The organism is Pantoea sp. GM01, from assembly GCF_000282675.1.
Taxonomy (GTDB): Bacteria; Pseudomonadota; Gammaproteobacteria; order Enterobacterales; family Enterobacteriaceae; genus Pantoea; species Pantoea nemavictus.
In genome coordinates, this window is the sequence record NZ_AKIU01000090.1 from 62,411 (window position 1) to 82,713 (window position 20,303).

The 20,303-nt window shown below is 54.2% G+C and carries 19 protein-coding genes; 10 read left to right on the forward strand and 9 right to left on the reverse strand.

What is annotated here, in order from left to right:
* Positions 1-165: 165 nt before the first annotated feature.
* The 3 genes from PMI17_RS23170 (at position 166) to PMI17_RS23180 (ending at position 3,823) form a co-directional block, all read left to right on the forward strand.
* The gene (locus PMI17_RS23170; protein ID WP_007893487.1) at positions 166-1,449 is read left to right on the forward strand and encodes an MFS transporter; all 1,284 of its coding nucleotides are present in this window, start codon (positions 166-168) and stop codon (positions 1,447-1,449) included.
* Between the two features lie 66 nt (positions 1,450-1,515).
* Positions 1,516-2,490, forward strand: coding sequence for a glyoxylate/hydroxypyruvate reductase GhrB (gene ghrB, locus PMI17_RS23175; RefSeq protein ID WP_007893488.1), 975 nt, complete (start codon positions 1,516-1,518; stop codon positions 2,488-2,490).
* An 82-nt stretch (positions 2,491-2,572) separates the two neighbouring features.
* The gene (locus PMI17_RS23180; RefSeq protein ID WP_007893489.1) at positions 2,573-3,823 is read left to right on the forward strand and encodes a valine--pyruvate transaminase; all 1,251 of its coding nucleotides are present in this window, start codon (positions 2,573-2,575) and stop codon (positions 3,821-3,823) included.
* Between the two features lie 63 nt (positions 3,824-3,886).
* On the opposite strand, the gene PMI17_RS23185 is transcribed toward PMI17_RS23180, so the two are convergent.
* The 6 genes from PMI17_RS23185 to PMI17_RS23200 form a co-directional block, all read right to left on the reverse strand.
* Positions 3,887-5,995: a peptidase domain-containing ABC transporter gene (locus PMI17_RS23185; RefSeq protein ID WP_007893490.1), complete on the reverse strand. Its 2,109-nt coding sequence runs from the start codon at positions 5,993-5,995 to the stop codon at positions 3,887-3,889.
* Positions 5,988-7,262 carry an HlyD family secretion protein gene (locus PMI17_RS23190; protein ID WP_007893492.1) on the reverse strand — a complete coding sequence of 425 codons (1,275 nt, stop codon included), beginning with the start codon at positions 7,260-7,262 and terminating at the stop codon, positions 5,988-5,990. The genes PMI17_RS23185 and PMI17_RS23190 overlap by 8 nt, the downstream gene beginning before the upstream one ends.
* 22 nt (positions 7,263-7,284) lie before the next feature.
* Positions 7,285-7,935, reverse strand: a complete 651-nt coding sequence (locus PMI17_RS23195; protein ID WP_007893494.1) for a CPBP family intramembrane glutamic endopeptidase — start codon at positions 7,933-7,935, stop codon at positions 7,285-7,287.
* A gap of 30 nt (positions 7,936-7,965) precedes the next feature.
* Positions 7,966-8,178 (reverse strand): hypothetical protein, encoded by a 213-nt coding sequence (locus PMI17_RS25465; RefSeq protein ID WP_157178900.1) that lies wholly within the window; start codon positions 8,176-8,178, stop codon positions 7,966-7,968.
* Positions 8,179-8,227: 49 nt separating this feature from the next.
* The gene (locus PMI17_RS25470) at positions 8,228-8,569 is read right to left on the reverse strand and encodes a hypothetical protein (protein WP_007893496.1); all 342 of its coding nucleotides are present in this window, start codon (positions 8,567-8,569) and stop codon (positions 8,228-8,230) included.
* 377 nt (positions 8,570-8,946) lie between these two features.
* Positions 8,947-10,383, reverse strand: coding sequence for a PLP-dependent aminotransferase family protein (locus PMI17_RS23200; RefSeq protein ID WP_007893498.1), 1,437 nt, complete (start codon positions 10,381-10,383; stop codon positions 8,947-8,949).
* 213 nt (positions 10,384-10,596) lie between these two features.
* On the opposite strand from PMI17_RS23200, the gene PMI17_RS23205 reads away from it, so the two are divergent.
* Genes PMI17_RS23205 through PMI17_RS23230 form a run of 6 tightly spaced genes read left to right on the forward strand, consistent with a single transcriptional unit; the run spans position 10,597 to position 16,314 of the window.
* The gene (locus PMI17_RS23205) at positions 10,597-12,063 is read left to right on the forward strand and encodes a hypothetical protein (RefSeq protein WP_007893500.1); all 1,467 of its coding nucleotides are present in this window, start codon (positions 10,597-10,599) and stop codon (positions 12,061-12,063) included.
* A 17-nt stretch (positions 12,064-12,080) separates the two neighbouring features.
* Entirely contained in the window at positions 12,081-13,358 is a 1,278-nt protein-coding gene (locus tag PMI17_RS23210) for an acetyl-CoA carboxylase biotin carboxylase subunit family protein (protein ID WP_007893502.1), read from the forward strand.
* On the forward strand, positions 13,346-14,053 hold the full coding sequence (locus tag PMI17_RS23215; RefSeq protein ID WP_007893504.1) for a class II glutamine amidotransferase: 708 nt from the start codon (positions 13,346-13,348) through the stop codon (positions 14,051-14,053). Before PMI17_RS23210 ends, PMI17_RS23215 begins: the two co-directional genes overlap by 13 nt.
* 5 nt (positions 14,054-14,058) lie before the next feature.
* Positions 14,059-14,859 (forward strand): 2OG-Fe(II) oxygenase, encoded by an 801-nt coding sequence (locus tag PMI17_RS23220; RefSeq protein WP_007893506.1) that lies wholly within the window; start codon positions 14,059-14,061, stop codon positions 14,857-14,859.
* A 27-nt stretch (positions 14,860-14,886) separates the two neighbouring features.
* Positions 14,887-15,387 (forward strand): YbaK/EbsC family protein, encoded by a 501-nt coding sequence (locus PMI17_RS23225; RefSeq protein ID WP_007893508.1) that lies wholly within the window; start codon positions 14,887-14,889, stop codon positions 15,385-15,387.
* A gap of 21 nt (positions 15,388-15,408) precedes the next feature.
* Positions 15,409-16,314 (forward strand): O-acetylserine/cysteine exporter, encoded by a 906-nt coding sequence (locus tag PMI17_RS23230; protein ID WP_007893510.1) that lies wholly within the window; start codon positions 15,409-15,411, stop codon positions 16,312-16,314.
* 64 nt (positions 16,315-16,378) lie between these two features.
* Here PMI17_RS23230 and ibpA read toward each other — a convergent pair whose 3' ends face one another.
* Positions 16,379-16,792, reverse strand: a complete 414-nt coding sequence (gene ibpA / locus PMI17_RS23235; protein ID WP_007893512.1) for a small heat shock chaperone IbpA — start codon at positions 16,790-16,792, stop codon at positions 16,379-16,381.
* Between the two features lie 285 nt (positions 16,793-17,077).
* Here ibpA and PMI17_RS23240 point away from each other — a divergent pair, with 285 nt between their 5' ends.
* Positions 17,078-17,437, forward strand: a complete 360-nt coding sequence (locus PMI17_RS23240) for a YceK/YidQ family lipoprotein (protein WP_036622144.1) — start codon at positions 17,078-17,080, stop codon at positions 17,435-17,437.
* Here the strand turns inward: PMI17_RS23240 and PMI17_RS23245 are convergent.
* Together PMI17_RS23245 and PMI17_RS23250 are read right to left on the reverse strand one after the other, a co-directional pair.
* Positions 17,415-18,677 (reverse strand): DUF3748 domain-containing protein, encoded by a 1,263-nt coding sequence (locus PMI17_RS23245; RefSeq protein WP_007893516.1) that lies wholly within the window; start codon positions 18,675-18,677, stop codon positions 17,415-17,417. The two genes, PMI17_RS23240 and PMI17_RS23245, sit on opposite strands and share 23 nt — an antisense overlap.
* A 164-nt stretch (positions 18,678-18,841) precedes the next feature.
* A complete protein-coding gene (locus PMI17_RS23250) occupies positions 18,842-20,134 on the reverse strand; it encodes an MFS transporter (protein WP_007893525.1) in 1,293 nt (430 codons plus the stop codon).
* Positions 20,135-20,303 lie beyond the last annotated feature (169 nt).

Consider the following 20,303-nt stretch of genomic DNA (forward strand, 5'->3'; position numbering starts at 1 on the left):
GTAGCGGCGCGATTCATCGCGCGCTTTAAGCAGCGGCTTCGCGGCCAGAAGCGCAATAAATTGCGCCGCTACGGGTCCGTACGAAACCAAACAGTCTGTACCTACAACAACGATATTGCGAGGCGCATCCACAGAATGCGCCCACCTCAACCAGAGGAGTCACCCATGAAATCGCAGACAATCGCGCCAAAACGCTGGTGGTTTATCATGCCCATCGTGTTTATCACCTACAGTCTGGCGTATCTGGACCGGGCGAACTTCAGTTTCGCCTCTGCCGCAGGGATTAACGAAGATCTGGGTATCACCAAAGGCATGTCATCGCTGCTGGGCGCCCTGTTCTTCCTCGGCTACTTCTTCTTCCAGATCCCCGGCGCGCTGTATGCCGAGCGTCGTAGCGTTAAGAAGTTAATTTTCTGGTGCCTGATTTTATGGGGCGGCTGCGCCTCGCTGACCGGCGTGGTGAGTAACATCCCAATGCTGGCGGCGATTCGCTTTGTACTTGGCGTGGTGGAAGCGGCGGTGATGCCAGCGATGCTGATTTATATCAGTAACTGGTTTACCAAATCGGAGCGTTCGCGCGCCAATACTTTCCTAATCCTCGGTAATCCGGTCACGGTGCTGTGGATGTCGGTGGTTTCCGGCTATCTGATTGAATCCTTTGGCTGGCGCGAGATGTTTATCATTGAAGGCATCCCAGCAGTCATCTGGGCGGTGGCCTGGTGGTTCCTGGTGCAGGACAAACCTGCGCAGGCCAAATGGATGAGCGAAAGCGAGAAAGCGGCGCTGCAGGTGCAGCTGCAAAAAGAGCAGGAAGGCATCAAAGCGGTACGTAACTACGGTGAAGCGTTCCGTAATCGCAACGTCATCCTGCTGTGCCTGCAATATTTTGCCTGGAGCATCGGCGTGTACGGCTTTGTGCTGTGGCTGCCGTCCATTCTGCGCAACGGTTCGCAGATGGGCATGGTGGAAGCGGGCTGGCTGTCAGCGGTGCCGTATCTGGTGGCGACCATCGCAATGATCGTGGTGTCGTGGGCGTCCGATAAGACCCAGAACCGCAAACTGTTTGTCTGGCCGCTGCTGCTGATTGGCGCGCTGGCATTCCTCGGTTCGTATCTGGTCGGCTCCAGCAATTTCTGGCTGTCGTATACGCTGCTGGTGATTGCCGGTGGTGCGATGTATGCGCCGTACGGCCCGTTCTTCGCCATCATTCCTGAGATGTTGCCACGCAACGTCGCCGGGGGTGCGATGGCACTGATTAACAGCATGGGCGCACTGGGTTCCTTCGTCGGATCGTGGATTGTAGGCTATCTTAATGGCGCGACCGGTTCGCCTGCCGCCTCCTACATTTTCATGGGTGCTGCGCTGCTGGCCTCGGTTTGGCTGACGTTGATTGTCAAACCGGCGCAGAACAAAACGCCGCCGCCCGTGCACGGGGCGAAGCACGCCTGAAAGCGTAAAAGATGAATTTTCGGGGCGACTGCGGTCGCCCACAACTCGTTCTACAGGGAGCAAAAGATGAAACCTGCTGTGATTCTGTATAAGAGCCTGCCAGAAGACCTGCGCACCAAGCTGGATGCCCATTTTACCGTCACTGAAGTCAATGATATTTCTGCGGAAACTATCCAGCAGCACAAAGCCCAATTCGAACAGGCGCAAGGTTTGCTTGGCTCAGGCGGCAAAGTGAATGGCGATCTGCTGGCAAAAATGCCCGCGCTGCGCGCCTGCTCCACCGTTTCGGTGGGTTACGATAACTTCGATGTCGAGGCACTGAATCAACGTAAGGTGTTGCTGATGCATACGCCAACCGTGCTGACCGAAACCGTTGCCGACACCATGATGGCGCTAGTGCTGAGTACCGCGCGGCGCGTAACCGAGCTGGATAAGTGGGTGAAAGCCGGCGAGTGGCAAGCGAGTATCGGCCCGGATCATTTCGGCATTGATGTGCACCACAAAACACTCGGTATTCTCGGCATGGGCCGCATCGGTCTGGCGCTGGCGCAACGTGCGCATTTCGGCTTCGGCATGAATATTCTCTACAATGCACGTCGTCAGCATGAAGAGGCGGAAACCCGCTTCGGCGCGCGCGCCTGCGATCTCGAAACCCTGCTGAAAGAGAGTGATTTTGTCTGCATCAGCCTGCCGCTGACCGAACAGACGCACCATATGATTGGCGCAGCGCAGCTCAAGCTGATGAAGCCAAGCGCGATTCTGATTAACGCGGGCCGCGGTCCGGTTGTTGATGAGCAGGCGCTGACGGCCGCACTGAAAGACGGCACCATCCACGCCGCAGGGCTTGATGTGTTCGAAGTTGAGCCGGTTCCCGCTGATGCCGAGATTTTAACACTGCCAAACGTGGTGGCTCTGCCGCATATCGGTTCAGCCACGCATGAAACCCGTTATGGCATGGCGCGCGACGCGGTGGATAACCTGATCGCGGCGCTGAACGGCAACGTCGAGAAAAACTGCGTCAACCCGCAAATCCAGGGTTAAGCTTGCTGTTTTAGCCATTGCGCCTGCCAGCGGCGGGCGCTATGGTGGTTCCCCATTCGATTTCACAACGTTTTAACTTCCTATGTCCTTTTCTCAGTTCGGCGACAAATTTACTCAAAATTCCGGCATCTCACGTCTGATGGAAGACATGGGTGAAGGCCTGCGCACGCCAGGCACCATCATGCTGGGTGGCGGCAATCCGGCGCAAATCCCGGCAATGAACGACTATTTCCACCAACTGCTGCTGCAGATGCATCAGGATGGAAAACTCAGCGAAGCGCTGTGCAATTACGACGGTCCGCGCGGCAAGGCGCTGCTGCTGGATGCACTGGCAAAGATGCTGCGTGAGGAACTTGGCTGGCCATTAACCGCACAAAACATCGCGCTGACCAACGGCAGCCAGAGCGCGTTTTTCTATCTGTTCAACCTGTTTGCTGGACGTCGCGCCGATGGCAGCAAAAAGCGCGTGCTGTTCCCGCTGGCGCCAGAATATCTTGGCTACGCGGATGCCGGACTGGAAGAAGATCTGTTTGTCTCTGCGAAGCCCAACATTGAGCTGCTGCCTGAAGGCCAGTTCAAATATCACGTCGATTTCGATCATCTGCCGCTGAATGATGATATCGGCCTGATCTGCGTGTCGCGCCCCACCAACCCGACCGGTAACGTGATCACCGATGACGAACTGCTGCAGCTCGATGCGCTGGCACAGCAGCATGGCGTACCTCTGCTGATCGATAACGCTTACGGTGTCCCTTTTCCGGGCATTATCTTTAGCGAAGCGCGACCGCTGTGGAACCCGAATACCATTCTGTGTATGAGCCTGTCGAAACTCGGTTTGCCCGGCGCACGTTGCGGCATTATCGTCGCCGATGAGAGCACAATTACGGCTATTGGCAACATGAATGGTATTATCAGCCTTGCGCCAGGCAGCATTGGCCCGGCTATGGCTAATGAGATGATCGGGCGTGGCGATTTATTGCGTCTGTCAGAAGAGGTGATTAAGCCGTTCTATCAGGCCAAAGTGAGCGAGACGATTGCGATTCTTCGCCGCTATTTACCGGAAGATCGCTGCCTGATTCACAAACCCGAAGGGGCGATTTTCCTCTGGCTGTGGTTCCGCGATCTGCCGATCAGCACCGAAACGCTTTATCAACGCCTGAAAGCGCGCGGCGTGTTAATGGTGCCGGGCCACTTCTTCTTCCCCGGCCTGGAACATGAATGGCCGCACACCCATCAATGCATGCGCATGAACTACGTGCCGGATGCCGAAAAAATTGAGCGCGCGGTGCAGATATTGGCGGAAGAGCTGGAAAGCGCGTTTAACGGCGAGTAAAAAATTCCGCGTTGTAGCCAGGTGCGCCTGAATGCGTACCTGGCTCAGTCATTTGTAAGGTCGTCAATTACATGACTTTAGCGTAATAACTCTATCTGCTGATGCTATCGTGCTCTCTCTGTGTGCGATGATTACCCGCGTAATGCTCAGTTTTTTGATTGCCTGATTCACCATTGCTTCACTCTCTTTGTCCAGTGCGCTGGTGGCCTCGTCCAGAAATAGAATCGCGGGTTTCTTGTATATTGCCCGGGCGATGAACAATCGCTGCTTTTGCCCGCCAGACAGTCCTTCACCCAATTCACCAATCAGCGTTTCATATCCCATTGGCATACGCATAATAACCTCATGCAAATAGCTGGCCCGAGCACACTCCTTCATCCACTCGTCATCTATTTCCTCTGCAAAGCTGCAAATATTCTCCCGGATGGAGCCGCAGAACAGTTTATCGTCCTGCATCACGCAGGCGATCATCTTGTGATAGTTGTTGATACCGATTTCATGGATATCGACGCCGTTCACTTCAACATTGCCACTCGTGGGAGGAAACAAACCGCACAGCACTTTCAATAATGTGGATTTTCCCGAACCCGACGAACCGACAATCGCCACACACTCTCCCGCTAAGATTGAAATGTTCAGCGCATCGAATATTGCCGGTGACTGACTGTCGTAGCGGTAACTAAGTTCATGCGTAACCAGCCTCATCGGCTGCATTAGCGCTTCGTAATACAGCTCCGGTTTGTAATTTTCGCGTGGGTGTAAAGCAATGTCGGAAATACGCTCGTTATGCAGACTCATCATGCGTAGCTGCAGTAAAAATTCCGTCAGCGATCCAACCCGATCCGAGAACTGTGCGCGAAAAGCGCTAAACGCAACAAACATGCCGATAGTCATCTGGTTATCGATCACGAGGAGGGTTCCCATCCACAGAACAACAACCTGATCGCAGGCGACAACAAAGGTACTGATACCGCCAAACAGCATATCCATTTTAGTAACGCGAATACCGGTGTTAATTGAATCGATTTCGAGATTCAGCCAGTGGGATACGCGGCGTTGAGCCATGCCCTGCATTTTAACGGCGGCAATACCGTAGAGTGTTTCCATAAAATACGAGCTGGCACGCGCTTCCCTGACCAATAACTCTTCAGAAAGTTGCCGGTAGTACTTGTAGGTTACCAGGCGCAGCAAAACATAAAATGTGGTAAACGCCATCACGATCCAGGTCAGCCAGCCGCCATACAGGACCATCATCACCAGCACGCCAATGACCATAATGCTGTCCATAATGCCGCCAACGATGCTGGTAGTGAAGGTGCTGCGCAGCGTATCCAGTGAAGCGAACCGAGACTGAATATCACCCAACTTACGCCGCTCAAAGTAGCCAAGCGGCAGGCGTACCAGATGATTGAACAGTCCAGATTGCCATTGCACGTTGATGAACGTTGCCATAACCAGCGCGGTCCAGGCGCGTCCCATACCCACGGCAGCTCGCAGCAGGATAAAAAAGAGTAATCCCGCACAGATTAAGGTCAGTAAACCCCGATCGCCTGCGGGTATGGCGTGATCCATCACCAGCTGCGTGCCGACCGGCATCACAAGATTGATGGTCTCGAACACCAGTGATAAGCAAAGTATTTTGCCGAGTACGGTCTTGAGTCCGTGCACGCTGGCGATCAGAGTACGCAAGCTGATTTTGTTATGGACGCTGTTGGCAGTAAATGTGCTTACTGGGCAGGCTTCGAGCGCAACACCGCTAAAATTTTTCGACAGCTCAGCGCGGCTGACCGTCCGGCGGCCGCGCGCCGGATCGTGTAGCACGACACCATTATGCCGAATGCTCACCAGCACGACAAAATGGTTGAATTCCCAGTGTAAGATGCACGGTATCTTCAATGCGCCTAACTCGTCGATGTCGAGTGAGAGAGGCCGGGTGCTCAGTCCTAGCTGATCAGCAATGCCCGTCAGTGCCGACAGTGTCGTGCCGCGAGCCGACAGGTTGAACTGTCGTCGCAGCGCTATCAAATCAACATTCTTACCGTAGTATCCACAGATCATTGCAAGGCAGGCCAGACCGCATTCGGCTGACTCGGTTTGATGGATCATTGGGACACGGTGGCGTAGCCATAATTCCAACTGACCGATCAGCGTTTTGCAGGTCAATCTACTCATTGACTGGCCCCATTACGCTGTGTTTCATGTCGTAGAACGGCGAAAACATCCATTGGTATAGTCTCCTTTTTTCAAGGAACAGCGTGCTCTGTGCTTTAATGCCATTCTCCAAACTCAGACGTTCACCACCATACATAACAGCCTGCTTATCTGGCCTGACAATAACCTTGTAATAGGGTATCGCGGCTGTTAAGGCAGATCGGGGGGCTCCTTGGTAGGTCAGCATTTCCTGAGGTGATGCAGGTGCTCTGGAGATAACAGTAACGGTGCCAGCAAACTGACCAAATTTCTCCGCAGGGAAGGCTTCATAACGAATATTGACCCGATCACCGAGGGTGAGATAAGGAATCGCGTCATTGGGAACCCACAGCACCAGGGTGTAATGATCGATAGTGTGGGGGAGAATTTGCAGCAGACTGTCGCCAGCGTTAACCATCTGTCCAACCGTAACGCTCAGTGAATCGATACGGCCGGCGGCCAGCGCTCGCACAATGATGGTTCCACCGGCATCAATGTTGAGCAGCTCTTTTTGCAATTCAAAACGTTGTAGTTCCATCTGGTAAATCTGATTGTCAAACTCGGCGGCCTGGGTATATATCTGGCTTTCCAACGCAGTTATCTGCAGCGCATTTTGATCATTCTGGCTTGATAGTCCGAGGAGATTGTTTTGTTGCTGATAATAGAGTGCCACTTGGTTGGTGAGTTGATCTTTATTTACCAATCCCCTGAGCTGATAACTTCGATAGTTATCCATATTCTCCTTAATAATACGGATCCCTTCCTGGGCGCGCCGGAGGATGTCAGTAGAGCGTAATAAAGCGTCGGTATATTGCTCTTTTTGTTTCTCCAGCATGTCGAGTGTGGCTTTTTTGCTGCTTTCAAGCCGGGTAATAATCTGTGCAATACGCTCAAGCTGATGATCAATATCCCGGCGTTGATTTTCACTGACCACGCCGCTACGGGTAGCTTTGCTGACGTCGATTTGGTAAACGGGCGCACCCGTTTCAATAACCTGCCCTGCCGTCACGAACTGCTTGACCACCACGCCCTGAACGCTGGAATAGACGTTGGCTGCGCGTGGATAAGTGGATATTTCTCCGGTGACGTTGATCCGTCGTGTATAAGTGCTAGCGATGACAAAAGTCAGAAAAATAGTCATAAAAAAGAGAGAAAGTCCCGCTATGAGCCAAAAAGGGATTCCGGGGAGCAGCAGAGCACGACCGCGCCATTTCATTCTGTGGTTTTCAACCGCTTCCTGGCGAAACAATTTAGTATTCCTTACTCATTTATTAGTGGCTGAATAGATAATTTCCATTGATAACAATGCCGTTCATAAAGGCATGCAGCAATACAGGTAATAACAATCCCTTTGACAAAACCCTCGCGGCAATCAGTGTTAAAGAAATAAGATAGAGAAGAAAGAGCGGCTTAAAACCTGAATGCTGTGTGTGTAGTAGAGAAAAAATCAAGGACGTTATCAGTGCAGAAAATACCTTACTGTTAGAAAAAACAGTTAACGCGCCAAATAACCCGCCCCTGATGGCTATCTCTTCATAAACGGGCACCATTAGAATGTAAGATATTTGCGTTAGAATAAGAGTATAGATAGGCAGCGAAATCTGCTGATGACTAACAACAATTTCATCCGTATGAAAAAAAACCTTTGGTATAATAAACTGGATGATTAAAATCAAAGATAAAAACATAATAAATTGTATGATCGTAAAATTACCGACGCCGAATCCCTCTTTCTTGCGGAATTTTAAAATATAAATGGGCACAATCACAAAAAACTCAATCAGAAAGCCATACGGTAAAAACAACCCAGACTCAATTAATTCTATTCGATTGGGGAAGATTAATGGAAAGGCCGTCAGTATAAACATCAGAAGAAAAAGAGATAAGTTTGACCAACCCTCCTTTTTAGTTTTTGTTTCCATGCAGCCTTTTCCCTTAGCATTATCTCGTCATCATGACATTTTGTGTTTTCTTGCTAAATAACGACTCACTTTACGAGCAAGAGAAACAAAGGATAGTAATGAACTGACAATCACCACCAACTTTGACAACTCAGGTGGCGGGGTGTAAATGAAGAATTTTGAAATAACCCCAGCCCCACTAATAAATAAAAAACCAGCCATCAAAAATATAAATAAAACCAAATTTTTGAATAAAAAGAGCACATCTAACTCCTGTTCACCCGCTCACAAATAAGGAGCGGGTGAGGGTTATCTATCGGCTGCAGGAACCGCCCATCCCACCTGAATTACAATTTCCAGATGAATTACTGTTACCGTTATTATTACCGCCGTTCCCACTTCCTGTGAAACAACCCCCAGCTATCGCTCCACCGACCATTCCCAGGCCTGCGCCGACTATTCCACCAGCGGCCCCTCCAATAGTGCCGGCAATGATGCCATTATTACAACCGACCACGTAACCGCTGTTGTAACCAGATTTACCTCCGGCGCCACCGTTATTGTTATTTTTTTTATTATTGGAGCCACGAGGGGGATCATTACGACCACCACCACCAGAAATGAGGCTTAGTAATTCTCTGTCAATTACTTTCATAAACAACTCCTTTGTTCAATTTTGTAATTTCACATACCTGTACAGCGATTAAATTAATAACTCATTTTTTATTTCGTGCAAAGCAATTTTTCTCCGAATTAATTAGCTGTTCTTGTAATAACAATCAAATAAAATAGCGACCTATTTAGCTAAGCTATTGTTTTTCAATTTTTATTTTAATCACATGGCCTGTGCTATTTTTTATATTTCTTCCCAGACAGACAGACTTTAAGATTAAAGTTAATCAGGCGTATTAGATTAGTTATTTATGTTAAAAGAAGAGTTTAATGCATCCGTTAATTCTTAGATGCAGGTGCCGAAAACGTTTTTTTCTTTATCGTTTATTCTATTAACGTCACTCCTTCCTCAGAGCATATTTACATCGCCGCCCCCAGCGACAACTGGCACCACTGCGCTAACTGCTGAATCGCCTGCTCCACTTCAGCATTCCAGCCAAAACCGGCATTCAGTCGGAAACAGTGATCGTAACGGTGATCGGTGGCGAAGATGTGTCCCGGCGCGATACCGATGCCGGCGTTGCGCGCCTTGAGAAACAGCGCGCGCACATTCAACGCGCCCAATGGCATTTCCACCCATAACACATATCCCCCTTCGGGATCGGACACGCGCGTGCCCGGCGGGAAGTAGCGCAGCACCGCCTGGCGCATATGCTGGATTTGATTCTTCAGCTCGCGCCGCAGCTTGCGCAAATGGGCGTCGTAGCCGCCGCTGCGCAGCAGTTCGGCTATCGCCGCCTGCGATAGCACGGACGTCCCCATGCTGGTGGTGTATTTCAGCGAGGCGATTTTGCGCATGTAGTTGCTGCTGTGCACCCAGCCGATGCGTATGCCGGGCGCGACCGTTTTTGAGAAGCCGCTGCACAAAATGGCATTGGGGCTAAAGGCGCGCATCGGGAACGGGCGGCGCTCGCCAAACGCAGTATCGCCGAAGATATCATCCTCGATGATCACCACATCATTCTCATCGGCCTGGCGCGCGATATAGGCTTTCTGTTCGTTGGGAATGCTTTTGCCAAGCGGGTTGTTGATGTTGTTGATGGTCAGATAGGCCTGCACCGCTTTGCGCTGAAACAGCGCCGTCAGCTTCTCCACGTTGACGTAGCCCGCCGGACCCGCCTCCACTTCAATCACCCGCAGATTGAGGTTATGCAGCATCTGCAGCAGCACAAAATAACAGGGTGATTCCACCGCCACGATGTCGCCGGGCCGCGTGGTCGCACGCAGCGCCAGCGAAATCGCCTCGATGCAGCCGTTGGTGATCAGGATGTCATCGGCATTGATATTGCAGCCATAATCCACCGCCCGGCGGGCAATTTCCGTTTTCAGCGGCATATAGCCGGTGCCTTTAACGGTGTTGCCCAGCAGCGCCGGTTTGCTATAGCCCATCTGGCGCATCAGCAAGCCGATCTTCTTCACCGGATAAAGCGAAATATCACCGTTGGCCAGATCGAGCCTGACGCGGCAATCCGAACCAAGCATCGCCAGATGCAGCTCAGTTTGCTCGTCGAGCGGCGCGACTTCGCGCGCTTGTTCAGCGATCGCCACGGGAAAAACGTTATCCGCCTTACGCGGCGCGACAAAAAAGCCGGACTTGGGACGCGCCACCGCGTAATGCTCATCCTCAAGCGTGCGTAATGTTTTGAGCGCGGTGGTCATGCTGACGCTGTACTGCGTCGCCAGCGTGCGCACCGAAGGTAGACGACTGTCGGGCGGCAGCGAACCGCTGTGAATGGCTTGTTTTATCTGCTCTGCGATTTGACGGTAACGACTGCCCTGTTCCGTTTCACCCGCCATCTGTTCCACCCTATTTCGTGCTGATCTGTGCGTTTTCACCAGATTACATTCAAAGTACTTTAGGCTGCATCAGTTAATTGTTAGCTCAGCGCAGGCGTTGCCGTTGCGCTTCCCAGTGAAAAATTCATTCCGTAGCACCTTCGTGGCCCATTTCCCGACTGTTACCGTCAGCACGGCAATAGCGATTTTATTAGCCAAAGGATGAAGTGAAAAATGAATAATCTGTCCACCATGATGAGAGACATTGAAGGATATCTCACCCCCACGATTATCGATTCAGCTCAGCACTGCGCACGCCGTTTACTTGCCGCCCTCCCCGATGCCGCACAGCCGGAAAATAACCGCGTGCTGCTGGCCTACGGCGGCGGCAAAGACAGCAGCTACATGGTGGCATATGTCCGCTACATTCAGGGACTGATCTGGCAACAGCACGGCAGCACCTTTCAACTGCGCATCAGCACTAACCGCCATGCGGCGATGAACGACAGCGTGATGGAGAATATCGATCGCGTGTATCGCGCGTTGCATATCTTTGAAGATGATTTCACCGAATGTCTGGTGACTGATGGCCTGCAAATCCGCCACTTCGATCGCCATCTACCCATGCCGGACAGCGTGCGCCAGCAGAATCGCAACGATGTGCTGATGAATGGCCACCGCTTCCGCGCCGATGCCCGCTCCACCTTTTGTAATGCCTGTAACCTCAGCATGGTGAACTCGTTTGGCCTGGCGGCGCATTACGACGGCGGCGTTGATGTGATCATCACCGGCGATTCGCCGCAGGAACAAACCGCTTATCTCGCCTGGGCGCGGCATCTTTCGCGTCTGTTTGACGCGCCGGTGGCGGATAAATCGCGCGGCTTTAGCGGCTTTTTGCAGACGCTGGATGGCGTGGCCGAGCGCTACTTCGCCGATATTTACGGCGCCGATCAGGTGACGCCCGCGCACCGCATTACCTGGCAACTGGCACGCGATCCACTGTTCTTCAACATCTATCAGGACACCGCCTATGAAGCCGGTGCGCACTGGGCGCTGCTGACTGAATTTATGCATTTCCGCTTTGATGAGCTGATGTTCAGCTTTTCCGAATCGGACTGCGGTAACCCAACGTTAATGGCACATATTCGCGGTCTGCGTGCGGAGACGCTGCTGCAGCGTAACTACGCCGAAGGCATTCGCGAATATGTGCGCTTTGCGCTTGGGCTGATGGTGAAAAAGGATTTCCCGCCGCAGCTGATCGATGAGATGGCGGCACGTTATCAGGACGATGAGGCGATTAAGCGCGCCCGCCAGCGCGCGGCGCAGTTCGCCGAGCAGGCATTTGGTCTGAATGAAACCCAGCTGATTTGCATGATCTATTCGCCGTTTATCGCCGAAGGACAGCAGCTGAAAAACTGGCTGCAGCAGTTGGTCGATGCGCCGGATGAAGCTGCGGTGCGCGCGCTGTTGCGCGGTGAAAGCGACGATCGGTTACTGGCACAGCAGCTTGAGCAACTTTCTGGTTTGACCGTCGCGCAGATGCGCCACTGCTGGCGCAGCGCACAGGTGAGTTCACTGCTGGACGATCGGCGCGGCGATGCGCTCTCACGCGTGCTGCGTTTTGATCCGCACAAAGCAGTGATTCAGGTGAATAACGGCGTGATGCACGACGTCGTCACTGAAGTGATCTCCGGGCGTTAACCCGGTAAGGCAACGCGATGAGAAAGATTTTCCTGCAGATCGGCGCCACCCGCGACGGACAAAATCCGTACTGTGCGGTGGCCAAACGCGACGGCTATTTTACCGTGCTGGCGGAAATGGGCGATTTCGTCGATTACCAATCGCTAAGCATTGCGTTGCCGTTCGATCTGATTGTGCGGCTCGATCGCCCGGAAAATCCGTGGGATGTGCTGCAAGCCTGTTTGCATGCCGGGCTGATGGAACATCCTCATGTGGTGCTGGCGGGTTTTGAAGCTTACAACGCCAGCGCCGGTCGCGTACGCGAGCTGCTGGCGGGACCCGATGCCGGGGCGAGCTTTATTCCACCGGATAAGTACGCGCAGCGCATGGCGTTGCGCAAAGCCTGGCAACGCTTTCCACAGCCGGAGTTTCGTTTCTTCGCTTCGCCGCTCAGCATCCGCGACGCGCGTGATGCCTTGCTTTATCCCTGCGTGATCAAGCCGGTTGACGGCGGCGGCGGTCTGGGTATCTGGCTGGTCAAAGAAGCCCGCCAGCTGGATGTGGTGATTGGCAAGCTGGTCGATACCATGAACTACGGCGGGCGCGGCTTCAGCGGCTTTATCGTCGAGAGTTGGCTGGCCGGCGATGAGTATTCGCTGCAAGGCGTGGTGGCGGACGGCCATGCGCTGGCGCTGACCTGCTGCCAAAAGGTGATCGAACATCACACCGATGCCGACGGCTGCGTCAGTTTTTACGAGTCCGGCCACGTGGCGGTCGCGGCGCAGCAGCTGCCTGCCAGCTTCTCCAGCCTGATGAGTTTCTGCTGCGAAACCTTTGGCTATCGTCAGGGCGCATTTCACATCGACTTTATTGTAGTGAATGGCGAACCGCACTTTCTCGAAATGGGCTTCCGCCTTTCGGGCATGGGCGTGGTGAATCTGGTGCAGGAAGTGACAGGCATCAATTGGGCTGAAGTGGCGTTTCACATCGAAGCCGGTCACGGCATGCCGCCGCTGCATTTCCCGCTGCAGCCGCTCGCGGTGGGCCGGGTACGCCTGCGCCAGCGCCTGCAGTATGACGCGGCAGAACGGTGGATCGCGCAGCATCAGCGCGGTCAGCTGTTGCCGCCGCTTAATCTGCCGACGCTGGCCGTTTCACCGCGCTCTTCTCTCTATGCAGATTTAACCCGTCACGCCGGAATTCTGGCGACCTTACGCCTTGCAGCCGCGAACCGCGACGAGATTCTGGCGGTGTTCCATCAGATTCTTGAGGTCTCATCGCTCACCACCAGGAGGGATTTACTATGTGCAGAATGATTGTGGCGCACGGCCAATTTGACGCCGCCGCAGTGCTGGATGCAGCCCGCGCCATGAGCTGTGGAGAAACCGCCACCCATGAAGGGCCGATAAAACAGCATCCCAACGGCTGGGGTTGTTTATGGCTGGAGCAAGGACACATTCGCACGCTGCACGGCACCGGCACCTTTGCCGATGCGCTGCCGACCATCGATGTTGACCGCCTGCGTGGCCGCTTTCTGGCGGTGCATGTGCGCCACGCTACGCTGAGCAAAAATCACGGTATCGAATTTTCCCACCCGCTGTGGCGCACTAGCGGCGCAACCCAGTGGTACATGATGCATAACGGGTTTTTGCCCACCGTCTACCAGCAGCTGGGCATGGCGGAGTCGCACTTTGATTCTGCCGAATACCTCGAATACATGGTTGATCGCGCCACGCCCGCGGATTTTACCCGCGATTATCTGCGCAACAAGATGGCGCAGGTGGCGCCGGGCGGCAGCTCTGCCAACGCGATTTTTGTCACCCGCGATAAAGCCTGGGCATGGCAATGGCATCCCGACGATACGCCCTATCCAAACTATTTCACGCTGCACCGTTTCCAGAATGACAACACGACGTTTATCTCTTCTGAACCCATTTCAACACTAGGCACGGCGTCTGAATGGCGTCGCATGAGCAACCATGAACTTCATGAATTTCCTTTAGGGGAGTGATCAACATGGCTATTTTCAATCAGATACGCATTATCAATCCTGACATGTTTGTGGAAAGCACCTGGCTGGATGACATCGTGACGGCGCGCGTGCCGCTGCTGGTTTTACGCAACTTTCTGACGCCACAGGTGCGGGAAGCCGTGGTCGACGATTTGCAGCAGTGCCGCGAACAGGTCCGCGTATCGCACTATCCAAACGGTGCGTTGACCACGCTCGGCCCCTATCTGGCAAAGCATACTGCCGCCCCGGAAAACTACTTCACCGAACTGCGCGATATTCAGTCGGCGCTGCCGCCGTCGCTGTACTGCCTGCGCGATCAAATCTATAACTGGGTGAAGCACGCGCTGCGCCTGGAGAGTCTGCAAACCGCCAGCGAACCCGATCTGGGCGATTACGCCGGTTCGATTGTGCGCTTCCACGCCAATGGCGTCGCCAATCCTCTGCATAACGACAACATCATGCGCGATGCCGCCGGCAGCGGATTGGCGGTGACTAACATTTTGCATCAGCTGAGCTGCGTGGTGTGTTTGCAGGAGTGCAATGCAGGTGGCGAGCTGCGCATCTTCAATAAGCAGTGGCAGCCGGTAGATGAACGTTTCAAAACGCCGGGCGAACTGGGTTATCAAAGCGGCGTCATCGCGCACAGCGAGGTGTGTGAGTTCTCACCGCGCAGTGGCGATATCTATCTGTTTAACCCCGCTTTTTATCACGAAATTGATCGCGTGGAAGGCGACACGCGCATCACCATGGGCTTCTTCTTTGGCCTGACCGACAAAAAAATGAAACACGCCATCGCCTGGAGCTAACGCCAGGTTTTAGACGAGGAGACGAGCATGAATACCTACGAAAAAATCACTGCGCTGCTGGATCAGCATCAGGCGCGCTATCGCGTGGTGGAACATGAAGCTAACGGCCAAACCGACCTGATCAGCGAAATTCGCGGCAACGATCTCAATCAGGCGGCCAAGGCGATGGTGCTGGAAGTGACGATGCCGGATGGTGCCGATGCGCGTTACCTGCTGGCGATTGTGCCAGGCGACTGCAAGATCAACTTCAAAAGCGCCGCGCGCGCTATTGGCGGCAAGAAGTCGAGCTTTGCACCGCCCGAGAAAGCGCAGGAGTTAACGCAGTGCGTGATGGGGGCGGTGCCGCCGTTTAGTTTTGATGATCGGCTGGCGCTGCGTGTCGATACGCGACTGCGCGATGTCGGCACGCTGTGGTTCAACGCCGGCGCCTTAGATCGCTCCGTTGCGTTGCAGGTGGATGATTTTTTTCAGGTTGTCGGTGATGAATGTTGTGCCGAGATCGCGACACCGGTGACGGCAACCGCCTGATCGCGGCAGTAAGGAATCTGTATGTCAGTCAAAGATATGTTGTTAGCCCTGCTGGTTGTGGTGGCGTGGGGCGTGAATTTCGTGGTGATCAAGCTGGGTTTGCAGGACATGCCGCCTTTCTTGCTGGCGGGGCTGCGTTTTAGCCTGGTGGCGTTTCCGGCGATCTTGTTTGTGAAACGTCCGGCGATTCCGCTGCGCTGGCTGGTGGTCTACGGCATGACCATCAGCTTCGGGCAGTTCGCCTTTCTGTTCCTTGCCATCAAACTCGGCATGCCGGCGGGACTGGCGTCGCTGGTGCTACAGGCGCAGGCATTTTTCACCCTGCTGCTTGGCGCGCTGTTCCTGGCGGAGAAGCTGCGCTGGAATCACATCGTCGGCATTTTAGTGGCGACGCTCGGCATGTTTATGCTGGCGACCGCCGGCATGGAAGGGCAAACCACGGCGGGCATAACGCTGACCACCATGATGCTGACGCTGGCCGCGGCGCTGTCGTGGGGGCTTGGCAACATCACCAATAAAATCATTTTGCGTAACCGCAAGGTGCCGGTGATGTCGCTGGTGGTGTGGAGTGCGCTGGTGCCGGTAGTGCCGTTCTTTGCCTGCTCATGGCTATTTGATGGCGAAGCATCGATTGTTACCAGCCTGCTGAACATCTCGCTGCAAACGGTGCTGGCGCTGATCTATCTCGCCTTTATCGCCACCATTGTGGGCTACGCGATCTGGGGCAATTTGCTCAGTCGCTACGAAACCTGGCGCGTGGCACCGCTGTCGCTGCTGGTACCGGTGGTGGGCATCCTCAGCGCAGCGTTGATTCTCGGCGAGACCTTGTCGATCCAGCAGATGATCGGTGTGGCGGTGATCATTCTGGGTCTGCTGGTGAATGTGTTTGGTGGCATGGTCAGTCAGCGCTTATTGGTGCGTACCTGACGTTTATCGCACACATAAAAAAACGCCGCGTTATGCGGCGTTTTTCGTCAACTCAGCAACCTGATTACAGGATTTCGATACGGCGCGGTTTCGCCTCTTCCGGGACGATGCGTACCAGATCGATGCTCAGCAGACCATTTTCCAGACGCGCATCGCGTACGGTGATGTGATCGGCTAGCTGGAATTTACGCTCAAAGTTGCGCTCGGCAATGCCCTGATACAGATACTTGCGCTCCGGCTGCTCTTCCGGGTGCGCACCACGTACCATCAGCACGTTATCGTGTGAGGTGATATCTAATTCGCTCTGGGCAAAGCCCGCGACGGCAATCGTGATGCGGTAGAAGTTCTCATCCACCAGCTCAACGTTATACGGAGGATAGCCCCCATTAGCCTGGTTCTGATTGGTCTCAAGCAGGTTAATCAAGCGATCAAAACCGATGGCAGAACGATAAAGTGGAGAGAGATCAAAATTACGCATAATAAGACTCCTGATAATCAGCAAGTTTAGGCAACCTTCCACCATGGACAGGTTGTTCAGCCCGCTGCTGTCCCTTCCGGCAACAGCAGCGTGACCGTTCCTTAAAAGTGGGTGCAGCCTGGTCGCTTTCAAGGGCCAATGCGTATTTTTTACAGCAATTCTGACGATATGGCATACACTCAGGGAACCATTCTCCTGAGATCCAAGACAAGGTCATAGAGCTTTGCGAAACGTCAGGTGACACACTCCAGCCAGGGCCATGCCATGACTGAAGGGATGATGATAATGAAGATGATGAAACGCTTTCCACTCACAGCTGTGCTGATTTGCAGCGCCTTTGCTTCTTCGGGCTGCTCCAGCGTGATGTCTCATACGGGCGCCAGTCAGGGCTACTATCCCGGTACGCGCGCCAGTGCAGAGATGCTAACGGATGACAAAACCAGTTGGGCAATTAAGCCGCTGGCCCTGATCGATTTACCCTTTTCAGCGGTGATGGATACCGTGCTGCTGCCGTGGGACTATTTCCGTTCCGATGACGACAAGAGCAAGGATTCCATCCACGAGCGTGTGATGCAGAGCGAAAAATTGGCCGGCACCCAAGCCAGCCTGGCGACCGCAGCCTCTACTCCGGTAACATCGCACTGACGCAAAACAGCTGGCGCCAACCGTCAACCTCCCGCATATAAGCGATCTGCTCACCATCCGGCGACCACACCACCGCATCACCGGATGGCGCGCGATCGCTACGTGGCGTCAAGCGCGTACAGTGTCCCGTCGTCACTTCACAACGCATCACACTGTTATCGCAGATAAAAGCGATGGCGCTGCCATCCGGCTGCCAGCTAAAAGCAGACTGGATGCTGCTTGCCAGCTGAGTTATCTGACGCGGCTGACCGCCATTGGGTGAAACCGTCCACAACTGAACGATGCCGTGCTCGTCCGCCAGCAAAAAGGCGATGGCGCTGCCATCCGCTGAGGCACGCAGCCAATGGCGCGGCTGCAGCGCCAGCCCTTTGGTATGCGTGACGCGCCGTTGCTGCACGCTGGCTGGTGGCGCAGGCAGTTTATCGGGCGTGCCCTGCAATGGTGATGCACCCGCCTTCGCGTAATCTGCGAGCGCTGCTGGCAGATCCACGACAAACACCTCAGGTACTTTTTCGCCGTTCGCATCGCGCGTATCGCCAATAAAGGCAATAGCCCAGCGCTGCCAGCTGCCGTCGGCTCTCTGGTAGCCTTGATTACCTATCCAGCACTCTTCATAGGCGCGGTCGATCTGGTCACTGCCCGGCTGCGGATCGCGCTGCGTCTGGCTGACCAGCACGCAATAGTGGCTGCCCTCATATTCTCGCGGATGCTGTTTGGGCGAACACACCGGATGCAGCGGCACTGCCACGCCGACATTGCGCAGGTCATCACGCGCATCCTTTTCATGCATCACGTGATCGTTATAGGTAAAACTCAGGCGCGAACCATCCGGACTGAAGACGTGCACATGCGATCCCCCGCGCAGCGCGCCGGGCGTATAAGGCGCGGTAATATCACAGGCGTCGAGATTTTCGGCAATGCCCTGCTGCACAATCACGCCGCGACGATGATGAAAATCGTAGCGCCAGTGCGCGTCCGGATGTTCCGGCCCGTGAATGCAGACGTAACGCGACGGCAGATCCGGGCTAACGGTGACCACGCCAACGTGTGCGCCATCGCGCGCCTGATACAGCACTTCTACAGCGCCGCTTGTCACGTTAACGCGCTCAATGGTCAGGCTGGTAAAGGAGGCGCCGGATGGCCGCACATCAAACGCCAGCCATTGGCTATCGCCGGTCCAGACGTTGATATTGGTCAGCTGATGATGGCGCTGGGCAAAGGTGAGTTGTTTTTCTGACATGAGGCAACCTTACATCTGACAGTTGCCGGATAAATTACGTGATTTGCTAGTGGGATGCGAATAAACCCGGTCGTCATTATCGTGCGGTTATTCGCCAGGTCGCCATAAATGGCGACCCTACAGCAAGGTTTTGTAGGGTGCGCATTCATGCGCACCTGGTTGGATTAACCCACGCGTTTTACATCACCGACCAGCAGGATATACGACAGCGCACCGATCAGCGCCACCGCCGAGATGTACACCAGCGCAGGGGCAAAGCCGTAATCCTGCGCCAGATAGCCGACGACCAGCGGCACGGTAATGCCGCCCAGGCCACCGACAAAGTTGAACATGCCGCCGGTCAAACCAATCAAACGCACCGGCGCCAGCGATGACACCAGCGACCAGGTGATCGAGGCGAAACCGTTGCCGAAGAAGGCGATGGCCATCAACGTCATGATCCAAATAGGGTCGTTCGTGTAGTTAGCGCCCATGATGCAGGTGGAGATCAGCAAACCACAGATGATCGGCGTTTTACGGGCAAAGCCAAGCGAACGACCGCTGCGCACCAGACGATCGGCGACGATGCCCGACAGAATCACGCCCACAAACGCCGCGAGGAATGGCACGGTGGTCATAAAGCCGGCGGTCAGCGCCGCGATGTGTTTTTCCTGCGTCAGATAGTTCGGGAACCAGGTCAGGAAGAACCATAGCGTGGAGGTCACGGCGAACTGGCCGAGATAGACGCCGCACAGCTTGCGATGGAACACCAGTTTCCAGTCGGCGGCGGTGAGTTTGGTGCGGGTTTTCTTCTCGCTCGGCGCATCACCATCGACCATCGCACCGCCTTCGCGGATGTAATCCAGCTCGGCTTTATTGATGCCTTTGCTCTGGCTCGGTGCCTGATAGAACTTAATCCAGATCAGCGACCAGATGATGCCGATACCGCCGGTGATGATGAAGACCCAGTGCCAGCTCAGCAGTTCCTGAATCCAGATCAGCAGCGGCGTCAGGAAAGCCAGGCCGACAAACTGGCCGGAGGTATAGAAACCAACCGCAGAAGCGCGTTCCTGCTCCGGGAACCAGCTGGTCACCAGGCGGTTATTGGTGGGGAACGCGGGCGCTTCGAATATACCGGTAATGGCACGCAGGCCAATTAAGGATAATAACCCCGTCGCGAAACCCTGAAATAGCGTTGCGACCGACCAGCCAAAAATGGCAATAAAATAGGTGACGCGAGAACCGACGCGATCAAGGAACCAGCCGCCGGGAATCTGACATAACGTATATAACCAGGCAAAGGCAGAAAATACATAGCCCATTTGCGCTTTAGTAATACCGAACTCCTCCTGAATATGGGCAGAAGCGACGGCTAAATTTGCGCGGTCAACATAACAAATCACCACCGTAATAAATATCATCAGCAGCGTGATATAACGACGGCGCGTCGGTTTGGCTTGCACAGCAGAGAGATCCATGGTGTTTCTCCGTCATCGGGTTTGCCGTAAAGGCGCGACAAAGCACGCCCCGACAAACTCAGGGTAGTGGTAACAAAGGTAAATCCGCCGAGGCGGTAATAAGCTGTGCCGGGAAAAAGGCTGAGTGAAGCCCTATGCCCTATTTCACCGGCATATAGATATTTTCAAA